Genomic DNA, 18,298 nt, shown 5'->3' with positions numbered 1-18,298 from the left:
ATCTCCCGTAGGGCGCGTTCATGACATTCTGGAGCCGTTCCCACAGTCTCCAGCGTAAGATCATCACGGCGATCGTGATGGTCGGCCTCCTCCCATTAACACTTCTTTTAGCCCTCACATACGTCGAAGAACGACGCGCTCTGCGGGAAACCACCGGAACGAATTTCAAGGAAGTGGCTGTCGAGGCGGCACGCCGCATTGAAATGCATATTACCCGGGGAATGAACGAGGCGCAGCAACTCGCCACGACCCCGTTTCTACGCACCGCCGTGACGGAAGCCAACCGGGCTTATGAGGGCAAAGACCCTCGGAGCATTCAGGATACCATCAAGGATTGGCAGCAACGGTGGAAACAGCGTGACAAACGAAGCGAATTCCCTCTGTTCATCAACCGGATCGTAACGAATTATTTGATCCGGTGGCATGACATCAGGAAATCGGACTACGTCGGGATTCTGATTACCGACAATCAAGGCGCATTGGTCGTCAGTTCCATTCCGCAGGTGGAATATTTTTATGGGAAAAGCTCTTGGTGGCAAGCGGTGGTGAGGGGGGGGACGCATCAACCCTATGTGAGCGATATTTCTTTTGATCCGTCTTTTGGCACGCATGTCGTGGTGGTGGCGGCTCCGATCGTCGGAGATACCCCCAATGCCGTCATCGGTGCGGTAGCCATTCTGCTGCGTCGTGACACTCTTTTCCATTCAATCGCCGAAGTGGCGATCGGCTCCACCGGACACGCCATGCTGTTCACTTCGGATGGCACGCCGGTGATCTGCCCCATCCTGGCGCCAGAAGAGCACTCGGTCAAGCCGCCGTTGATCGAGACACTCGCTGCATTGAAGTCCGGCTGGGCTGTGACGGATGACGATTCGCATGGGAGCAAGGACGCCCTCATCGGCTTCGCGCCAGTCCGATTCACAGAGCGGCTGGCCCCTGGGAGTATCGGAGGAAAACATTGGATCACCGTCGTCAGACAGGATCCTCATGAGACGTTCGCTCCCCTGGCTGAACTCGTGGCGAAGGTGCTCCTGTACGGCCTGGCCGTTCTCGCGGTGTTGTGGAGCACGGGGTTGATTGTTGCCAGGAGGATCGCCCGTCCAATCAGGCTGTTGCATGATGGTGTACAGGAAATCGGCAGCGGTCGTCTGGACCGGCGGTTCGAATTGAAAACGGGGGATGAGATCGAAGGATTGGCGGACGCCTTCAATGAGATGGCGGCGAATCTCCAGAGATCTTTTTCACAACTCGAACAGCGGATGGTGGAAGTACGACGGCTCGAAGAGAAGTACCGGGATCTGATCGAACATTCCCCCGAGATGATCTATCAGCTCGACCGTAGCGGGCGGTTTGTCCATGTCAATAAAACGGGTCTCGACAAGCTGGGGTATCAGCTCGATGACATGCTGAAGATGAAGCTTTGGGAACTGGTACCCCGGGGCCAGGTATCACGTGTGCTGAAATATCTTGAACGGCTGGTGGCGCAGGGACAGAACACCACTGAAACGGTCTTTCTGGCCAAGGACGGGCGATCGATCGATGTCGAAATTCACGCCACCGCTCTATTCGATCAGGAACGCGGAGGGTTGGTCCACACACGCGCATTCGTTCGCGATGTCACCGAGCGTCACCGGCTCGAGCAGGAAGTGCAGCAATATACGTCGAAGCTCGAAGAAGCCGTCTCCGAGCGGACACAGCAACTGGTTGCCTCACAGGCACGCTACAAGGCGCTATTCGACCTGGTGGCGGATTCCGTGTTCATGGTGGATCCGCAGGGTCAAATTGTTGCGGTGAACAAGCGGGAGGAGCAGGCGCTGGGGTATGCGGAAACGAGCGTCGTCGGACAGAGCCTCTTCGATGTCGTGGTGGCGACCCATCGCCATGCCCTGCACGCGTGGCTGGACGATATCCGCACCGGTCAGCGCCAGGTTCCGACGCAGGAAATCACCGTGTTCAATGCCAAGGGGCAGGAGACGCCGGTTGAAATGGATCTCATCCGAGTCGGTGGAACCACCCAGCTGCTCGTGATGGTTCAACTGCGCGATATCACGGATCGGAAAAAATGGGAGCGGCAGTTGCACGCCTATCGAGAACAACTCGAGGTCAAGGTGAAGGAGCGGACCCGGGAAATCGAGGAAACAAAGCAGTACCTTGAAAATCTCCTCGAAAATGCCAACGATGTCATTTACACGCTGGATATAGACCAGCGGTTCACCTATGTGAACAGCAAAGTGGAAACCTGGGGCTATCGAAAAGACGATCTACTGGGACGACCCTATCTCTCGCTGCTCTCACGGCGTCACCGGGGCAGGCGGTTGAAAAACACATTGGATATCGGTGCCAAACAGGTGTATGAGGTCGAAGTGGTGACCCGCACGGGCGACACGCGCACGGTGATGGTCAGCGTCTCTCCGCTACAGGGCATGGACGGCGAAATTCTGGGGGTGCTCGGCATCGCCCGTGACATGACGGAGACCAAGAATCTCGAACAGCAAATTCGCAGCTCGGAGAAACTAGCGTCCGTGGGTAAGCTCGCCGCCGGCGTGGCTCATGAGATCAACAATCCCCTGGCCGGCATCTTGAATTGTCTCTACAACCTGAGGAAAGGAACGCTCTCTGCCACTCGGCAGGAAGAGTATTGGACCTCGATGGAGGACGGAGTCCGTCGCGTGCAAAAAATCGTCCGTCAACTGCTCGATTTCTCTCAACAGCATGAACCGGAGTTCAATTTGACGGACATCAATGAAGTGATTGACCGAGTGCTGGTGCTGACCACCCACTTGTTTGCTCCGAACCGGATCGGCCTGGTGACGGTCCCCGGTCACGCGTTGCCGAGCTTGCTGGTCGACCGCCATATGATCGAGCAGGTGCTCATGAATCTCATCTTGAACGCCGTACAGGCGATGAAGACGGGTGGAACGCTGACCATCCGAACCGCTGTTGAGGAGGGCGTGTGCCGTATCGAAGTCACCGATACCGGTTCTGGCATCGCGCCGGCCGTGCTTCCCAGAATTTTTGATCCGTTCTTTACGACCAAGGGTGAAGGAGAAGGGACCGGGCTCGGCCTATCAGTCAGTCTCGGCATCGTGGAGCGGCATGGTGGTAAAATTTTGGTGGCCAGTGAACTCGGGAGAGGCACGACATTTACGCTTTGTCTGCCGGTGTCGAGAGAACGTTCGTTGGCGGAGCGCCTTTCATGAAGGGAATGAAGATTCTACTCGTCGATGACGAGCCCTTGATGAGGATGTCCATGGTCGACGCGTTGGAAGCCGTCGGGCACGACGTCCGCGCGGCCGCGTCCGGAACTGAAGGCATCGAGGTTGTAAAGCAGAAGACGTTTGATTTGGTCATCACGGATCTGCGGCTGCCAGGTGCCGACGGCCTTACCGTGATGAAAGCCGCGAAGGAACAGTCTCCACATGTGGAGGTCGTCGTCATCACCGCTCACGGTTCGGTCGAGACTGCCGTTGGGGCGATGAAATTGGGGGCGTTCGACTACATCACGAAACCGTTTCAGATGGAAGAACTGCTCTTGATCGTCGAACGGGTCGGCCGTGTCATTCGGCTTCGGTGCGAAGATCGGGACTTTCAGGAGAAGCCGGACGATACGTTTACCTTCGGTGGGATGCTCGGCGTCGGTAGCCGGATGCAGGGCGTTCTGGACAAGGTCAAGACCATCGCGGAAGCGGATTCGCCGGTTCTGATCACAGGTGAAAGCGGTACGGGAAAGGATGCTGTAGCCAATGCCATCCATCAGAACAGTCCGCGAAGACAGTACCCGATGGTAAAGGTGAGTTGTGCCTCGTTGAGTGAGAAGCGGCTTGATGCCGAGCTCTTCGGCTATGAAAAGGGGGCATTTCCTGATGCCATGCGTCTGCGGCGTGGTCGATTGGAACTGGCCAATCGTGGGACGCTTTTTCTCGACGAAATCGCCGCATCGAGTCCTGGCATTCAAGCGAAACTGCTCCGTGTCCTACAGAGCGGCAAATTTGAGCGTCTTGGGGGGAAGCAGATCCTTGAGACTGACGTGCGTCTTGTCTGCGCGACGCAGAGAGATTTGCAGCACGAGGTTGCGGAGGAACGGTTCAACGCGGATCTATTGTTCCTCTTGAACGGTGTGTCGCTGATGCTGCCTCCGCTGCGCAAACGGGCGGAGGACATCATGGTCATTGCGGATCACCTGCTGAAGCTGAACGCTGTGAAGGCGGGTAAGGTGATTGAAGGGTTTTCTCTTGGTGCAAAGGATCTGCTCACCCGGTATTCGTTTCCTGGTAATATCCGCGAATTGGAGCGTATGGTCGAACGCAGCGTCGCGATGGTGGGTGATGGTGAAACCATTCAGCCATTTGACCTTTGTGGGCACCAATCCTGTCCATTTGCCGGCGGCACGCCAAACGAGGCCTGTGAGTTTTGCAAAGAAGGGCTCTCAAGCGTAGCATCGACGGACCGGTCGATGAACTCGCTGGCCGACGCCCGCGAGGAGTTTGAAAAGCGCTACATTGCGTCGGTGGTGGAGCAGGCGGGAGGCAACAGGGCGGCTGCCTCAAAAATCCTGAAGCTGTCGCACAAGGCGCTATCGGAGAAGTGCAAACGATATGGTATTTCGTTCTCGGACGAAGATCAGGACCTGAAGGGTTGATTAGTCAGTCGGTTCAGGTCCCCCGCCCCAGAGCTTGACCGTTCGGTCCCACGATGCACTGGCAAGCCTGAGGCCATCACGAGAGAGCGTTACGCTGCGAATGCTCCCTGCGTGATCCTTGATCGTCCGGAACACGCGACCGGTGGCCAGTTCCCAAAAACGGATCGTGTTGTCATCGCCGCCGCTGATGAGGACCTTTCCGTCTGGCGTAACGACCATGGTGCGAATCCAGCCGCCGTGCCCTCGTAGGGTGCGATGTTCGACCCCTTGGGGCATTTCGAACATCTTGATCGTCTGGTCGCGGCTTCCAGTGAGCAGGTATTTACCATCTGGAGTGAAGGCCAGGGCGCCAATCCAGTAGTCCATCGGCTTCTGAAAGCCGCCGTCATCTTCAATGAAGTAGCCTCGGCTCTCAGTGGAATCTTCCTCGTCCTCTTTCCAGTGGGCGTTGTGGAGAACTTTTTCCTCGCCGCTTGGAAGGACCTCCCAGACCTTGATTTTACCGATATCCGTCCCGCTGGCGAGATGGATGCCGTCGGGTGAAAATGCGACGCATACGGACCAGTGGTGATCGAACTGGTCCTTACCCAGCAGCGTCATCAGTTCCGTTCCCGTCGTCACTTCCCAGATTTTGATGTCCTTATTGTGACTGCCGCGCGCGAGCATGAGCCCGTCCGGAGACAGCGACAGGCTACACACGTTATGGTCGTACCGACTGAACAACAGTTTGGTCGGCTCGCCGGTTTTCGGGTTCCAAAGTCTAATTGTCCGGTCCTCGCTTCCGCTGGCGAGCGTCTGGCCATCCGGAGTGTACACGATCGACCGAATGTCATTGGTATGGCCCCGAAGGGATCGAAGGAGGCGTCCAGTCTCAATGTCCCAAATCCTGACGAGCCGGTCAACGCCGCCACTGGCGAGGGTCGACCCATCTGGAGCAAAGGCCACAGACCACACTCCGTGCGAATGACCCCGAAACGTTCTGAGTTCCCGAGCCCCGGCTTTCCAATATTCCAGAAAGTCTACCTGAGGCTCTGCGGGATGATTGAGAGACAACGATGCAACCGGCATCGAGGGTGCGGGAGCTGTCTGATCGGTCATTACAGTTACCTATTTTGAGGTGATAAGTCGTTACTCGGTATGGTGCAAGCAACACGCTTCATTGCAAATGGCTGTTTGCGACCGGTATAATTTGGCTTCAAGGATCGTAAGAGAAGCGCAGTCATCAAGTCAAGCCGCAGTCAGCGCGGATTTGCCGAATCATTCGGGTGAGGATGTCCGCTCCAGCCCGTGATTGCGGAGGCAGGGGATCTAAAATATGGAACTACGATTTCAGCCGGCATTGCTACAAGAAGTCATTGACTCTTTCGTCGAGAAAACCGAACGGGAAGGCGATCCCACCTACTATAAAGAGTTTCACGAACTCGCCGATCCCATTTATGAGAAATTCACCCTTGATGATCGTGAGGGTGAGTTCAAACGACTCTATCAGTATCTCTTCGGGACCTGGGGATTTTCGGAAATCATACGGGATGCCTTCAATGAATATCCCGATCTCAAGGACCGTGTCGGCATCGTATTGGTGAAAGGCGTGCTGAAAGAGGATCAGGAAGGCGTCGATATTCTCCGTAAGTGGGGATCGGTGGAGCACGAACTGGCGAAAGAGTTTGAAGAGAAAGGTCTCAAGGGAGTCGGCATCAAGCTTATTCCGCGCCGGTTTTACGATCCGGCACTGACCCGCTATTGTCGACATGAATTGATGCACATTTCCGATATGCTGGGGCCGCACTTTGCGTACGATCCCGACACGAAAGTCGGACAAAATCCGGGTGAAGAAACCCTCATTCTTCAACGGTATCGCATTCTCTGGAGTCTTAGTGTCGACAGCCGTCTGATGCAAGCAGGCAAGGAGCCGATGCTGACTAAGGAGGATCGCTTTAAGGAATTCCGGTCGTGGTACCGAAAAATTCCGGCTCCTCAGCTGAAATCTGTGTTCGAAGGATTATGGCAAACGGGCTTTTTCACCCACTCTGAATTGATCGAGATGGCGACGGATACGTTGCGGGTCATGGATCGGGCCGTCGACGTTGAAGGCGGCGAGGTTCCAGAGACGGAAAATAAGGTCATGCTTATGCCCGGATTTCCGTGCCCGCTCTGCCGTTTCCCCACCTACTCATGGGTTGAGGATCTCGGAACGAGAATGGAAACATATGTGCTGGACTTCATCCGGGAAAATCATCCCGGGTGGGATGTCGAATTCGGCGCCTGTGATCGCTGTGTTGAGGTCTACAAGCTCCGTGCCGATGGGGTCATGTGATATTGTCGCCCTGTGGACTTATGGATTTTTCTGCTGACCATGTCCTGTTTCGATGTGGATGGCCCACGACGCCGGTCGTTTTGTGCAAGCGTCCTGTTCATCAACCTTTCGCATGACCACTGATCCGAAATACGGGCGAAGAGATTTTCTCAAAGACTCTGTGCTGTCCGTTGCGAAAGCTGCTCGGGAATATTCCAAACATTCGGAAGCCGTTCCAGAGAAGCCCGTTCCAGCGATTCGGAAGGATTGGCTCCGTCCCCCGGGAGCGGTTGAGGAAATGCTGTTCCTCGAACGGTGCACGGCATGCAGTGATTGCGTCAAGGCCTGTCCATACGGATCACTCGTCCTTCATCACGAGAATGCGACTCCCGTCATCTTCCCGGATGAAATACCCTGCTATCTCTGTGACGATTTTCCCTGCATTACAGCCTGCGCCACGGATGCTCTCCTTCCCGTGAGCCGCGAGGCTGTCAGAATGGGAATGGCCGTCGTGAATTTCAGGCTCTGCACAGCGGGGCAAGGCTGCCATGCGTGCGCATCCAAGTGTCCGACGGATGCATTGTCCATGGATTTCGATACACAACGGATGATTGTTGATCAAGATCAGTGCGTTGGGTGTGGTATCTGCGAGCAAATCTGCAAGACGGTGAATGATCATATTGCTATCCGAGTGACTCCGGAAAGATCATTGACCGGTCGATGAGGTCAAATGGAGGTGATCCAAATCCTGAATGAGCATTCAAAAAGCAGGTGGCGAGATGAAAATAAATTGGAAATACCTTTAGTTAATGCGATATTTTCTGCAACCCGAGAACATGCTTGACATCCCATTAACCATTACCTATCATACTCCAGCTTGTGCCAGAGGTTTGACCGCACATGCCGGAGAAATCATTCGCGGCAACAGGTTAAACCGAGGAGCTGATTCTCATTATGACGAGTAAACAGCCGGTGCAAAACACTTCCAATAGTGCCACTGCAGTCATCCCCACGCCGACAGCGATCAAAGACTCTCCAGCGGTTGAACGTGCTCTCAATCGTAGCAAGCTCTACCTGCTCGTGTCATGGAGCCTCCTTTATCCTGAGGACGACGAATTTCTCGATTATATTCAATGCGGAGAATTCGTAGAGGATGGGCGGGCCGCCGTTGAGGGTTTAGAAAAGGTTCTTGATGGAGCCGGTGGAGAACGGGCGAAGCAGAAGCTTACCGCGATGCGGAAATTGTTCGATCAGATTGAGAAGCTAGTGGCTTCTGAATGTGTTAATTGGCAACTGACTGATCTTCAAGCCGAGCATCGCCGAGTATTCAGCAACGTCATTACCCTTGACTGTCCCCCGTACGAAACGCTATTCGGCAACGATCACGTGTTTGCCCAATCGCATGTCATGGGCGATATTGCCGGTTTTTACAAGGCGTTCGGCGTCGAATTGTCAAAGGATATTCATGAGCGACTCGATCATCTAAGCGTCGAGTTCGAATTCATGCATTTTCTCGCTTACAAAGAATCCTATTCCCGTTGCCATGATGGAGCGGACAAGACGCAGATCGTCGTCGAGGCGCAAAAGAAATTTGTAAAAAATCATATCGGACGTTGGGTGCCGTTGTTCTGTCGCATGCTGGTGAAGAAAGCCGATTCCGGCCTCTTTAAGCTTGTGGCAGATATGACAGCTGAACTAATGGATTTTGAAGCCGCCTTCCTGAACGTCACCCCACAGCCCTACTCGGAGTCAGATTATCGACCGGCCACATTCAATGCTCCGGAAGGCCAGACATATGAATGCGGAGCGCAGGATCAGGGGAATGAGCTCAGCCTGCTGCTCAATGAAACCGGTGCGCAGAATTTTATGGATCAGAAGGATAAAGACAAGGAGGATGGAGGGCCGGTCGGGACGGCCTAACAAACCCGAATTTATCCGGGCTGTTCGCTTTCATGTTTTCAGCAGTCATTTTGGGTCACATTGTTTTTTAATAACTTAATTGAGAGGAGGGCATAGTCCATGAGAGTAGTGCAGACACACAATAAGCATGTGGTGTTTGGCATTCTTCTCTCTGCCCTGATCGTTGGCATCATGCTAACAATCGGGCAGGTACCGTTGGCTGTCAGCCAGCCGGTGACGATTCCGGCCAAGGCCGTCAAGGGTTCTATTCCAATGGATGGGGCAAATCCCATCTGGGAGAGTGTGCCTGGCGTTATCGTGCCGCTGAGTGGTCAGTTGATCACTACGCCGATGCACCCGAACATTTCAGTCAAGTCGGTGTTTGTGAAGGCCATGACCAATGGCAAGGAACTCGGCTTGCGCGTGGAATGGAACGATCAGACCAAGAACGACACGACGATCGGTCCTCAAGATTTTCGCGATCAGGTAGCCGTCATGTTCCCAGTCAATACGTCGGGAGCCCCCCCATTTCAATGCATGGGTCAGTCAGGTGGAACCACCAATATTTGGCGGTGGAACGCAGAGTGGCAGAAGGATCTCGGTAAGGATAGCGCAGGAATTTGGGACGTGGACGATCAATATCCCGGAATTTTCTGGGACTATTATTTTGAAGAGCCAGCTGGCGGTGTAACCTATCCGGATCGAATTGGTCGCAGCCTTGGCCCCTTCAACCCCGGTATCTGGTCCGGCAACATTATGTCTGATCCGACTCTCCGCGTGAGTTCGGTCGAGGACCTCAATGCCAACGGGTTCAGCACCTTGACGACTCAGGCCCATCAGGATGTGATCGGAAACGGTGTATGGGAACCGGCAGGGTCAGTCAAAGGTGGTGGGTTCTCAGGGCCAACCTGGCGCGTTGTTGTCAAGCGGTCTCTTGAGACGGGCGATGCGAATGATACCCAGTTCAAAGGTGGCGCGTCTGTGCCCATCGCATTTGCGGTGTGGGACGGCAACAATATCGAACGTAACGGCATGAAGGCGCTTTCAACCTGGTTTACGCTCAAGCTTCCGTGAGCTAACCTGGAAGAATTGCTTTCGACCCCCAAAGGTTTGAAGGCTACCAAAAGTGAAGCCCCAGTTCATCGAACTGGGGCTTTTCTTTTTTGGATTGAAAAGATCCGAAACGAACTTCTGAGAGGCATCTAGGGTTGCAATTGTGGCGTTTAGGAGTGTATAAAACTAGATATATCTTACGAGAATTCATCTTATTTTTCAATTCACTCGGTAGAGTTGCCGTATGAAAGTGTCTCTCCTGTTTCCTCCGACGTGGCACCCTTCTCAACCCTATCTCAGTCTGCCCTCACTAACAGGGTTTCTTGCTCGGGGGGGTGTGACCGATGTGGCTCAGCGTGACCTGGGCATCGAACTCTTGGACCATGTCGTCACCAAGTCATATGGGGTTGATCTCTTCCAGGAGTTGGTCGACGCACAGAGACGCCTCGAACGCAGCCGGGCAGGTGAAACCGGTCCGGGCAGCGCTGAACACTTGGCACGTGTTGGCGAATCTCTGGATCGGTTTCCATATCTGATCGATCGTATCGAGCCGGCCAAGGAAACACTTCGGGGTGAGGGCTTCTACGACATGGAGGCGTACCGCGAAAGTTTGTTTCTGATCGATAAATGGCTGGAAGTCATTTCCACGATTTATTTTCCGACCCGGCTAACCGTCGTCGACAACCAATTCAGCACGTATTCTATCTATTCGTCCAAAGACCTCATGAAGGTCATTCGCGACGAACAGCAGAATCCCTATATCAAATTGTTTCGCGAACGGTTTCTTGGATCGATCCTTCAGGATCATCCTGAGCTGATCGGCGTTTCCATTACCGCCACGTCTCAGATCATACCCGGACTGACTCTGTGCCGGCTGATCAAAGAAACGGCTCCCGATATCCATCTGACGATCGGCGGAAGTATCTTCACGCGATTGGTTGATAACATCCGACGTTGTCCGAGCTTGTTCGATTTGACAGACGATATCGTGGTCTTTGAAGGAGAAACCGCTCTGCTCGAACTGGTCAACCAGATGGCCGGAAAGAAAGACTTCAGTAAGGTTCCAAACCTGATTTATCGCCAAAACGGGAAAATTCACGTCAATCAGCCGTTCTATTCGGAAAATATCAACCAGCTGCCCGCACCCAACTATGACGGATTTCCTCTAGGTCGGTATCTCTCGCCCGAGCCCGTTCTTCCGGTCCAGTTCTCTCGGGGCTGCTACTACAAAGATTGCGCGTTTTGCGCCCTTACACTCGATCACCAGAACTTCAGGCAAAAGGATCCGGGCCGTACCATCGAAGAATTGGAGTGGCTGAAGCAGCGGTACGGAGTCCGAAGCTTTTTCTTCACCGACGAATGTTTCGCGTTGTCGCCAACCAAGCGACTCTGTCAGCAGATGGTCGACCGACATCTCGACATCAAGTGGACCTGCGAGATGCGTTTTGAAAAGCATCTGAGCCGGGAACTCTTGGCCTCAATGCGGGACGCCGGGTGTCTCAAGATCGTTTTCGGTCTCGAATCCTTCAATCAGCGCATCATGGATTTCATGAAGAAGGGTATTCAGCAGGAATGGGTACGGCGAATCACGAATGACTGCATCGACCTCGGAATCGCCGTCCATTGCTACATCATCGTCGGCTTCCCCACCGAAAAAGAGGAAGAAGCGCTGGAGACGATGAATTTCATTGTCGACAACAAGAAGCTGCACGAATCCTATGGGTTCTCCTGTCAGCCGTGTTTGTTTGATCTGGAAAAAGAAGCTCCGATCATGAGCGATCCCGGCGGCTATGGAATCCGTCGAATCATGCGGCCGTCGGCCGAGGACCTGAGTCTGGGATTTTTTTATGAGGTTCAGGACGGCATGACGCCGGATCAGGCGGAACGCCTGTATCAGCACGTCTATGAAAAGGTCAGCGGTGTGGTGTGCGAACTTCCGTTCAATTACTCGATGGCGGATGGGTTGCTCTACATCGCACGGGCGAAGGCGGAAGAGGGCCGCGTCTTGCCGGCTGCCCGCACCTGAACATGACCATCGTCGAGCACTAAGGCATCGCGCCGCGGACGCCGGAGTCATACGGAGGATACAACGTGTCCACACTGGTTGCGACAGCGGATCGGTTGACCGGCAAGCTGAGCGATCAACCGCTGTTGTTCCAATATACGATCAAGCTCGTCCTCTTGGTCGCCTTTTTGGAGCTGATTCTCTATCGATTGGTGTCCCGTCTTGGCATGCACCTGAGCAAGCTGGCGGCCGACCACCAATGGATCATTCCGACCTTTACGGCGTTGACAGAAATTGGACAATGGCTGCTGAATGCGGTCGCCATTCTTCTTTTTCTAGGTCTGGGCGTCGGGATGATCAACAGGCTCGGTAGCCGCGGGTGGACCGGACTCAACCGATTGATCATTCCCTGCATTTCGCTGCTATTGCTGCTGACGATCGGATTTCTCTTCGTGCCGCCGACCATGCTGGGCTCCGCGATCTACAACACCGTGGCACTGTGCTCGGTCGTGTTATTAATGAGCGAATATCTGTCGATGCATCATGATCGGGCTCAGCGGCTGTTGGGAGTGACATATCTGCTGGGGATTTCCGGATGGCTGTATTATCAGATCGTCTCGACCTTTTACAGTTTTTCGGGAAGCGTTGCCGCGCCACCTCTGGTCTACGAGGCGCATCGAGGCGGAGAAGCGCTGATGGTGTTGGCGAGCATCCTGGTTTTTTGGGCCTACGGACGCGGCGTCTCATTCCGTTCAAGAAATCAGCGACAACGCACACGGGCCATTTGGTTTTGGGGTTCCGCCGGAGTGATTTTTTCCGCCCTGTTCTTCCTGGATTTCTTGCTGAATCGCTATGATCCTGCATTGGCCACCAATATCCGGAAGGGAGCGGACGGCATCGGATGGATCTTTCAATTTGGAATGGGCTACACATTCTATCTTCCGTTTGCGCTCTATATGGCGGGACTGATCTGTTGGTCATACACGGTCATTAAACTGCTCACGATGGGGCGACTGGCAGGGTACGGTCTGGGGCTGATGTTCATTGCGGGATATGCCCTGCTGTACTCCAATCTGACGCTCATGGTTGTGTTAGGGGTCATGTTGCTGACCATGGATCGCTATCGTCGGCATGTCCTCAATTCTGTTTCCGCGAGGCAGACTCCGGTCGTAGGGACACCCGAATCATTGGTTGGGGGACATGTATAACGCGTACCACTTTCTTGCAAAGGTGTTTTGTCATGAATGAATCGTCTGTTCCTTCAGAACCGACCCATGCCGCAGTAGATCCGGGTGACCAACCGTTGGCACCGGATGAAGAGATCGCGGAGATCGAAAAGCTGCTGTCGACCGAGCCTGATGATTTTCAGGCCCGATGTCGGCTCGGAGAGCTGTACTTCAGCAAAGGTCGGTTGGACGACGCATTGGTCGAGGTGAAGAAATCCATCGAAATGGCGGAAGGGTTGCGCTCGGAAATGAACCGCTCGCTTGCGATGTACTATTCCAATCTCGGAACGATCTATGCCACGAAGAATATGGCGGACGAAGCCGAGGCGGAATTCAGGCATGCCTTGGATGTCTTCCAGTACGACGTGCTGGCGCTCTTCAATCTCGGTCGCCTGTACGCCGAAAAGAAACAATTCATGGAAGCCAAGGGATACTACGAACGGCTCGTGGAGATCACCCCGGAAGACCCGATCGCGTGGTACAATTTGGCAGGCGTCTACGTCGAACTCGATAACCCGCAAGTGTCGGATTACAACACTATCGACGTGGCGATTCAATGCTACCTCCGGACGCTGGAGTTGGACTCCAAGCATCTCGAGGCAAGCTTCAAGCTCATGGAACTTGCGCTCAATCATAAGAAAACGGATCTGGCGATCAAAGTGATGGAAGATGCCGTCGAGCAGAATCCCGACGAACCGTTGGCGTATTACAACCTGATCAGCGTATACGACAAATGTAAGATGTTCGAACAGGCTGAGCAGGCGCGTCAACGTCTCAAGGAGCGGTTTGCCAAGCGGAACAAAGATCACATCGGATCCTGATTTACCCACACGGAGGAACACGCCATGTTTGGGAGTCTTGGTTTTACAGAGTTGATCCTCATCCTCTTTATCGTGCTGGTCATCTTCGGCGCCGGAAAACTTCCGCAGCTTGGAGAAGGACTTGGGAAGGCGATCAAGGGTTTTAAAAAGTCCGTGCATGAAGCCGATGCCATCGAGGCGGAAGCGCAGGCCGCTCAACAGCAGGCCTCAGCGCCGCCACAGGCCATTCCCGGCACGCCGTCCCAGTCGGCTTCGGTGGTGGAACAGCCGGCGGCTCAACCGGTTCCGCACGCGTGACGAACCGACTCGATCTTCATAATATGGAAACGGACGTACAACTCGCGAGCGGTTATATTGAGACGTTTGCCGGCAACGGCAAAGCGCGCAGCACCGGTGACGGCAAACGGGCGGTCAAGGCCGGCATTCCTCTTCCGCACCACGCTGCCCTCGACAATCACGAGCGCTGGCTCTATTTTGCCGAATCCGGGTCAGACCGCATCCGGCGCGTCAGTCTTGTGGAAGGAACCCTCCATAACTTTGCCGGCATTGGTGAGACATGCTACAGCGGCGACGAAGGTCCGTGTGGGGAGGCGGGTCTCTACCTTCCGCTTGATGTCGCATTCGATTCGCGCAACGATCTTTACATCTGCGATTCAGGCAGCAACCGGATCCGAAAAATCGATCATCAAACCGGGATTATCACGACGGTGGTGGGGACCGGCCAACATGGATTCAACGGCGACGGGCCGGCGCTTGAGGTCAATCTGACGTGGCCGGCGGCCATGGCCTTCGACAGCGAAGATGTCATGTACATTGCAGACACGCAGGCTCACCGAATTCGTCGCTTCGACCCGCGCACGGGTCAAGTGACCACCATCGCAGGGCATTGGACAGCCGAGGACGATGCCCGCGAACAGCCGTTGGTCGCCAGAAATCTGGTGGTCCTGTCCGGGGACGCGATCGGAATCGATTTCAGTGACGATCACGGGTGGCTGATGCCCGTGTGTTCGGACGGCATGGATCTTTCGATGTATCTTGATGACGGAAAACCGGCCCTTGAAGCTCGATTGTACGATGTGGTGGGGATTGCCGTGGACGGAAAGGGCAATGTCACCATGGTCGACAAGGGTAGCAATCGCGTACGAAGAGTCGACCGCGCCACCGGCATCATTTCTACCGTTGCAGGGGTGTGTCGGTACGGGTATGACGGCGACGACAAGCTTGCCACGCGCGTCATGCTGCATGCCCCCGAAGCTGTTGTGTTCGACGCGCAGGATAATTTGTATATCTCCGATACAATGAATCACCGTGTACGAAAAGTGGACGCCATGACCGGCCTGATCAGTACGGTTGCCGGCAACGGTGACAGCGGCTACGAAGACAAGAATATGGGCGGGTGCGGTGCAGCCCGATTCGTCGCCAAGGAGTCTGCGGGTTCTCTCAAGCATGGAGACGGACTCCTGGCCGTGGATGCCGTGGTCAATTCGCCAGTCGGATTGGCTTTGGACTCGCAAGGCCATTTGTACATCTGCGAACGCGGCGAGAATAAAATTCGGCGGGTCAAGCTTTCATGACCGCCTCGTTCCGTCCAATCGGCCGATGCGGGTGTATGGTATTGTGACATTCGTTCCGGTCGCGTCGGTCGGCAAAGGATTCAGTATGGCGAGCAAGACGACGAAGACTGCGTCCCGTCCGCTTCTCGTTCTGTTCTCCCTTATCTTGGTCACCGCAGGAATCCTTGGTGGGCTCGGTATTCCTCTGGTCAGTTCCGAGGGCATGATTATCCGGGCCCAGCTTGTGGACGGTTCCCTGCCGTCGGCTCCGGATGACGCCGCATGGATCAAAGTGACTCCAATGACTCTTCCTCTGAGCGGACAGATCATTACCCGGCCTGTATGGCCGGAACCGACGGCCCGTGCGTTGACCGTGCGTGCGCTCCACGACGGAACCGATATCGCCTTTTTGCTCGAGTGGCAGGACAACACGAAAAACGATCGGCTGACGCCTGGTACGTTTAGGGATGGAGTTGCAATCGGGCTTCCGCTTGGCGACGCTCCCGCGTTTTTCTGCATGGGACAGCTGGATCATTACATCAATATCTGGCACTGGAAAGCCGACTGGCAAAGCGACATCGATCGCCGCGCGGCCCGAAGTTCCGAGAAGCAACGGGAGGGCGTCCGGACCTTCGAAGTAATCCCTCGACGCATTTCTTCCGTGGAGGACTTGATTGGAGGTGGATTCAGCACCTTGACCACGAAGGAGAAACAGGGGCGTGTACAAGGCAAAGCGACCTGGAAGGATGGGGTGTGGCGCGTGGTCATGCGACGTCCCCTGGTCGGTGAGGAGCAGGAGAATGAGGCAAAGCTGATTCCGGGAAGAGTGCAGACGATTTCCTTTGCAGTCTGGAACGGCGAAAACAAGGAACGAAACGGGCAGAAAGCCGTGGCGCCATGGTTTCAGTTGTCGATCGATCCGGTCGCCAAAAAACTGTGACCATCGAACGGGGATCATGATAGACCACCATCGGAATATGCGCAGACGACGCACATGAATATCTTCGACAAGGCCCTTCAGATTCGAAGGGCCTTTTTTCTATGGCTGATGGTTTTAGCGACCAGTGCCGCGATCCAGGGGTATTTCGTTGCCATCTATGCACAGGACGACACCCCGATGACGCTCGATGAGGCCGCGCAATTGGGAGAGGAATTCGGCGTGGTGGTAGGGGACGTCGATGAAGAAATTCAAAAGGAGCTCAAGCTGCAGCGGCCGCAAGGTGTCGCCGTCTTCGAAGTAATCGGAAACTCCCGTGCCGATTATGCAGGAATCAAAGTCCGATCGGTGATTAAAGAAGTCGACAAGACCGAAATCAGAACCATGGTGGATTTCGGTCGTGCAATCAAGAAGGCCATGAGAGAATGCAATTTCACGGTCGGGACTTACGAACCGGCAGATCCCGGCGATCCAGTGGGATGGGGCGTGAATTTTCATTTTGTCGGATGCAAGCGGGACTAGGGACTTCAGCTCATGCGTCAGATACACCGGTGGATGTTCGTCGGGCTGCTCGTGGCGGCGGCGGTGGTGGGCCACGTGATGTATCACGATCAGGCTACCGCGCAGAAAGCCGAGGAGTCATCCCCGCCTGCCTGGGTGGACGACATTGAGAAGGTGTTCATTCGATCGGAAGACTGCAAGCAATGCCACGACCGCCACTACGAAGAATGGAAAGGAGCTCGGGAGCAAACGCCCGATTTAAAAACCTTCGGGCGCGTCGATGCGGCGCTGCTTCACGGTACGTCCCTCGAATCTCCAGTTTTTAAAACGGTGCTCGGCGTATGGATGCAGACCGCTCCCACAGCTGACGAACAACAACGCTGCCTTTCCTGCCACGTCCCGTCCACCACCGTATTTCCACAGTACGCTGAAAAGATCACCGGGCAGATTCTTGCGGGTAAGCCGCAGGTCGAAGGCATCGGGTGCGCCTCTTGCCACCTCATTAAATCCGTCGAGAGCGCCGGTGCGCCTCCACCGACATTCAAGATCGAGCCTGGAAAGACCATGCAGGGACCATATGCCGATCCCGAAGAGAATCTTGTCCATCCGGCCGCGCAGTCCTCGTTGTTTCGAGGAGCCAACTATTGCGCCTCCTGTCATTTTGACAAAGTAAAGGATGTCACACAGAAGGAGTTACCGGGGGAAATCTTACAAGGAACGATCTGTCAGGATTGTCATATGGAACCCTCGACGGGAAGTTCCACCTCGAAACGCGGCGCCATGACCCGTTCGATCGGGCGCCATTGGTTTCGAGGCGTGGTCATTCCAGGCACGTTATTGAAGAATCGGAATCTTCAGGCCGAATGGATGCCCCGCATCGATATCGAGACGGCGAAATCCGGAAATGGACTTGAAGGAACCGCATTGGTAAAGATCGGCAGTCTTCCACATAGTTTTCCGGACGGAGATCCGGTGCTGAAACAATTCTTCCTTGCGATAACCGTCAAGGATGGGAACGGAAAGGTGCTGGCCACGGAGACAAAGCATTTCGGCTTGCCATTCGAGAAGATTTTGCGCGGCCCGATTCCTGATCCGTTCATCAAGGGTGGAAACACTCGAAAGGTCCCGTTCTCATTTTCGATGCCGGCCGGGAGTACGCCAGCATTGGTTGAGGCGGTGTTGAGTTATACCTTGATTCCAGCGCCCGAACCGGCATTAAAAGATAAATACCTCGCGACGTTGGGGAATGACCGTGAACGAGAGAGCGCACGCACGATATTGGACGAATACACGCAGCCGCGGATGCTGACATACCGCGCCAAGAATATTTGATTCAAGCACAATGATGCCCATCAGTCGCCACCACTCCAG

General features: G+C 54.7%; 15 protein-coding genes. 14 read left to right on the top strand and 1 reads right to left on the bottom strand.

Features of this window, described 5'->3' with window-relative positions; all coding sequences use genetic code 11:
• Positions 1-20 precede the first annotated feature (20 nt).
• Both W02_RS07225 and W02_RS07220 read left to right on the top strand, forming a co-directional pair.
• Complete coding sequence (locus W02_RS07225) at positions 21-3,200, top strand: PAS domain S-box protein (protein WP_173046216.1); 3,180 nt, start codon at positions 21-23, stop codon at positions 3,198-3,200.
• The gene (locus W02_RS07220) at positions 3,197-4,639 is read left to right on the top strand and encodes a sigma-54 dependent transcriptional regulator (protein WP_173046214.1); all 1,443 of its coding nucleotides are present in this window, start codon (positions 3,197-3,199) and stop codon (positions 4,637-4,639) included. Before W02_RS07225 ends, W02_RS07220 begins: the two co-directional genes overlap by 4 nt.
• On the opposite strand, the gene W02_RS07215 is transcribed toward W02_RS07220, so the two are convergent.
• Positions 4,640-5,737: a WD40 repeat domain-containing protein gene (locus W02_RS07215; protein ID WP_173046212.1), complete on the bottom strand. Its 1,098-nt coding sequence runs from the start codon at positions 5,735-5,737 to the stop codon at positions 4,640-4,642. It lies immediately after the preceding gene.
• A gap of 217 nt (positions 5,738-5,954) precedes the next feature.
• On the opposite strand from W02_RS07215, the gene W02_RS07210 reads away from it, so the two are divergent.
• The 12 genes from W02_RS07210 (at position 5,955) to W02_RS07155 (ending at position 18,259) form a co-directional block, all read left to right on the top strand.
• The gene (locus W02_RS07210) at positions 5,955-6,953 is read left to right on the top strand and encodes a hypothetical protein (protein ID WP_173046210.1); all 999 of its coding nucleotides are present in this window, start codon (positions 5,955-5,957) and stop codon (positions 6,951-6,953) included.
• Positions 6,954-7,005: 52 nt separating this feature from the next.
• Entirely contained in the window at positions 7,006-7,656 is a 651-nt protein-coding gene (locus W02_RS22055) for a 4Fe-4S dicluster domain-containing protein (protein WP_370467965.1), read from the top strand.
• A gap of 230 nt (positions 7,657-7,886) precedes the next feature.
• Positions 7,887-8,852 (top strand): molecular chaperone, encoded by a 966-nt coding sequence (locus W02_RS07200; protein ID WP_173046206.1) that lies wholly within the window; start codon positions 7,887-7,889, stop codon positions 8,850-8,852.
• 99 nt (positions 8,853-8,951) lie between these two features.
• Positions 8,952-9,905, top strand: coding sequence for an ethylbenzene dehydrogenase-related protein (locus tag W02_RS07195; RefSeq protein WP_173046204.1), 954 nt, complete (start codon positions 8,952-8,954; stop codon positions 9,903-9,905).
• 223 nt (positions 9,906-10,128) lie between these two features.
• Positions 10,129-11,910, top strand: coding sequence for a radical SAM protein (locus W02_RS07190; RefSeq protein ID WP_173046202.1), 1,782 nt, complete (start codon positions 10,129-10,131; stop codon positions 11,908-11,910).
• A gap of 65 nt (positions 11,911-11,975) precedes the next feature.
• Positions 11,976-13,097, top strand: coding sequence for a hypothetical protein (locus W02_RS07185; RefSeq protein WP_173046200.1), 1,122 nt, complete (start codon positions 11,976-11,978; stop codon positions 13,095-13,097).
• 32 nt (positions 13,098-13,129) lie between these two features.
• The gene (locus W02_RS07180) at positions 13,130-13,936 is read left to right on the top strand and encodes a lipopolysaccharide assembly protein LapB (RefSeq protein WP_173046198.1); all 807 of its coding nucleotides are present in this window, start codon (positions 13,130-13,132) and stop codon (positions 13,934-13,936) included.
• A gap of 24 nt (positions 13,937-13,960) precedes the next feature.
• Positions 13,961-14,233 (top strand): twin-arginine translocase TatA/TatE family subunit, encoded by a 273-nt coding sequence (locus W02_RS21755; RefSeq protein ID WP_173046196.1) that lies wholly within the window; start codon positions 13,961-13,963, stop codon positions 14,231-14,233.
• Positions 14,230-15,510 carry a hypothetical protein gene (locus W02_RS07170; RefSeq protein WP_173046194.1) on the top strand — a complete coding sequence of 427 codons (1,281 nt, stop codon included), beginning with the start codon at positions 14,230-14,232 and terminating at the stop codon, positions 15,508-15,510. The genes W02_RS21755 and W02_RS07170 overlap by 4 nt, the downstream gene beginning before the upstream one ends.
• Positions 15,511-15,595: 85 nt before the next feature.
• Positions 15,596-16,429 carry an ethylbenzene dehydrogenase-related protein gene (locus W02_RS07165; protein WP_173046192.1) on the top strand — a complete coding sequence of 278 codons (834 nt, stop codon included), beginning with the start codon at positions 15,596-15,598 and terminating at the stop codon, positions 16,427-16,429.
• A gap of 54 nt (positions 16,430-16,483) precedes the next feature.
• Positions 16,484-16,948, top strand: coding sequence for a PDZ domain-containing protein (locus W02_RS07160; RefSeq protein ID WP_173046190.1), 465 nt, complete (start codon positions 16,484-16,486; stop codon positions 16,946-16,948).
• Between the two features lie 12 nt (positions 16,949-16,960).
• Positions 16,961-18,259, top strand: coding sequence for a multiheme c-type cytochrome (locus tag W02_RS07155; protein WP_173046188.1), 1,299 nt, complete (start codon positions 16,961-16,963; stop codon positions 18,257-18,259).
• Positions 18,260-18,298: the final 39 nt, after the last annotated feature.

The sequence above is a fragment of the Nitrospira sp. KM1 genome (assembly GCF_011405515.1).
In the GTDB taxonomy this organism is placed as follows: domain Bacteria; phylum Nitrospirota; class Nitrospiria; order Nitrospirales; family Nitrospiraceae; genus Nitrospira_C.
Note: the sequence above shows the minus strand (reverse complement) of the source record. Positions and strands in the feature narration are given on the sequence as shown.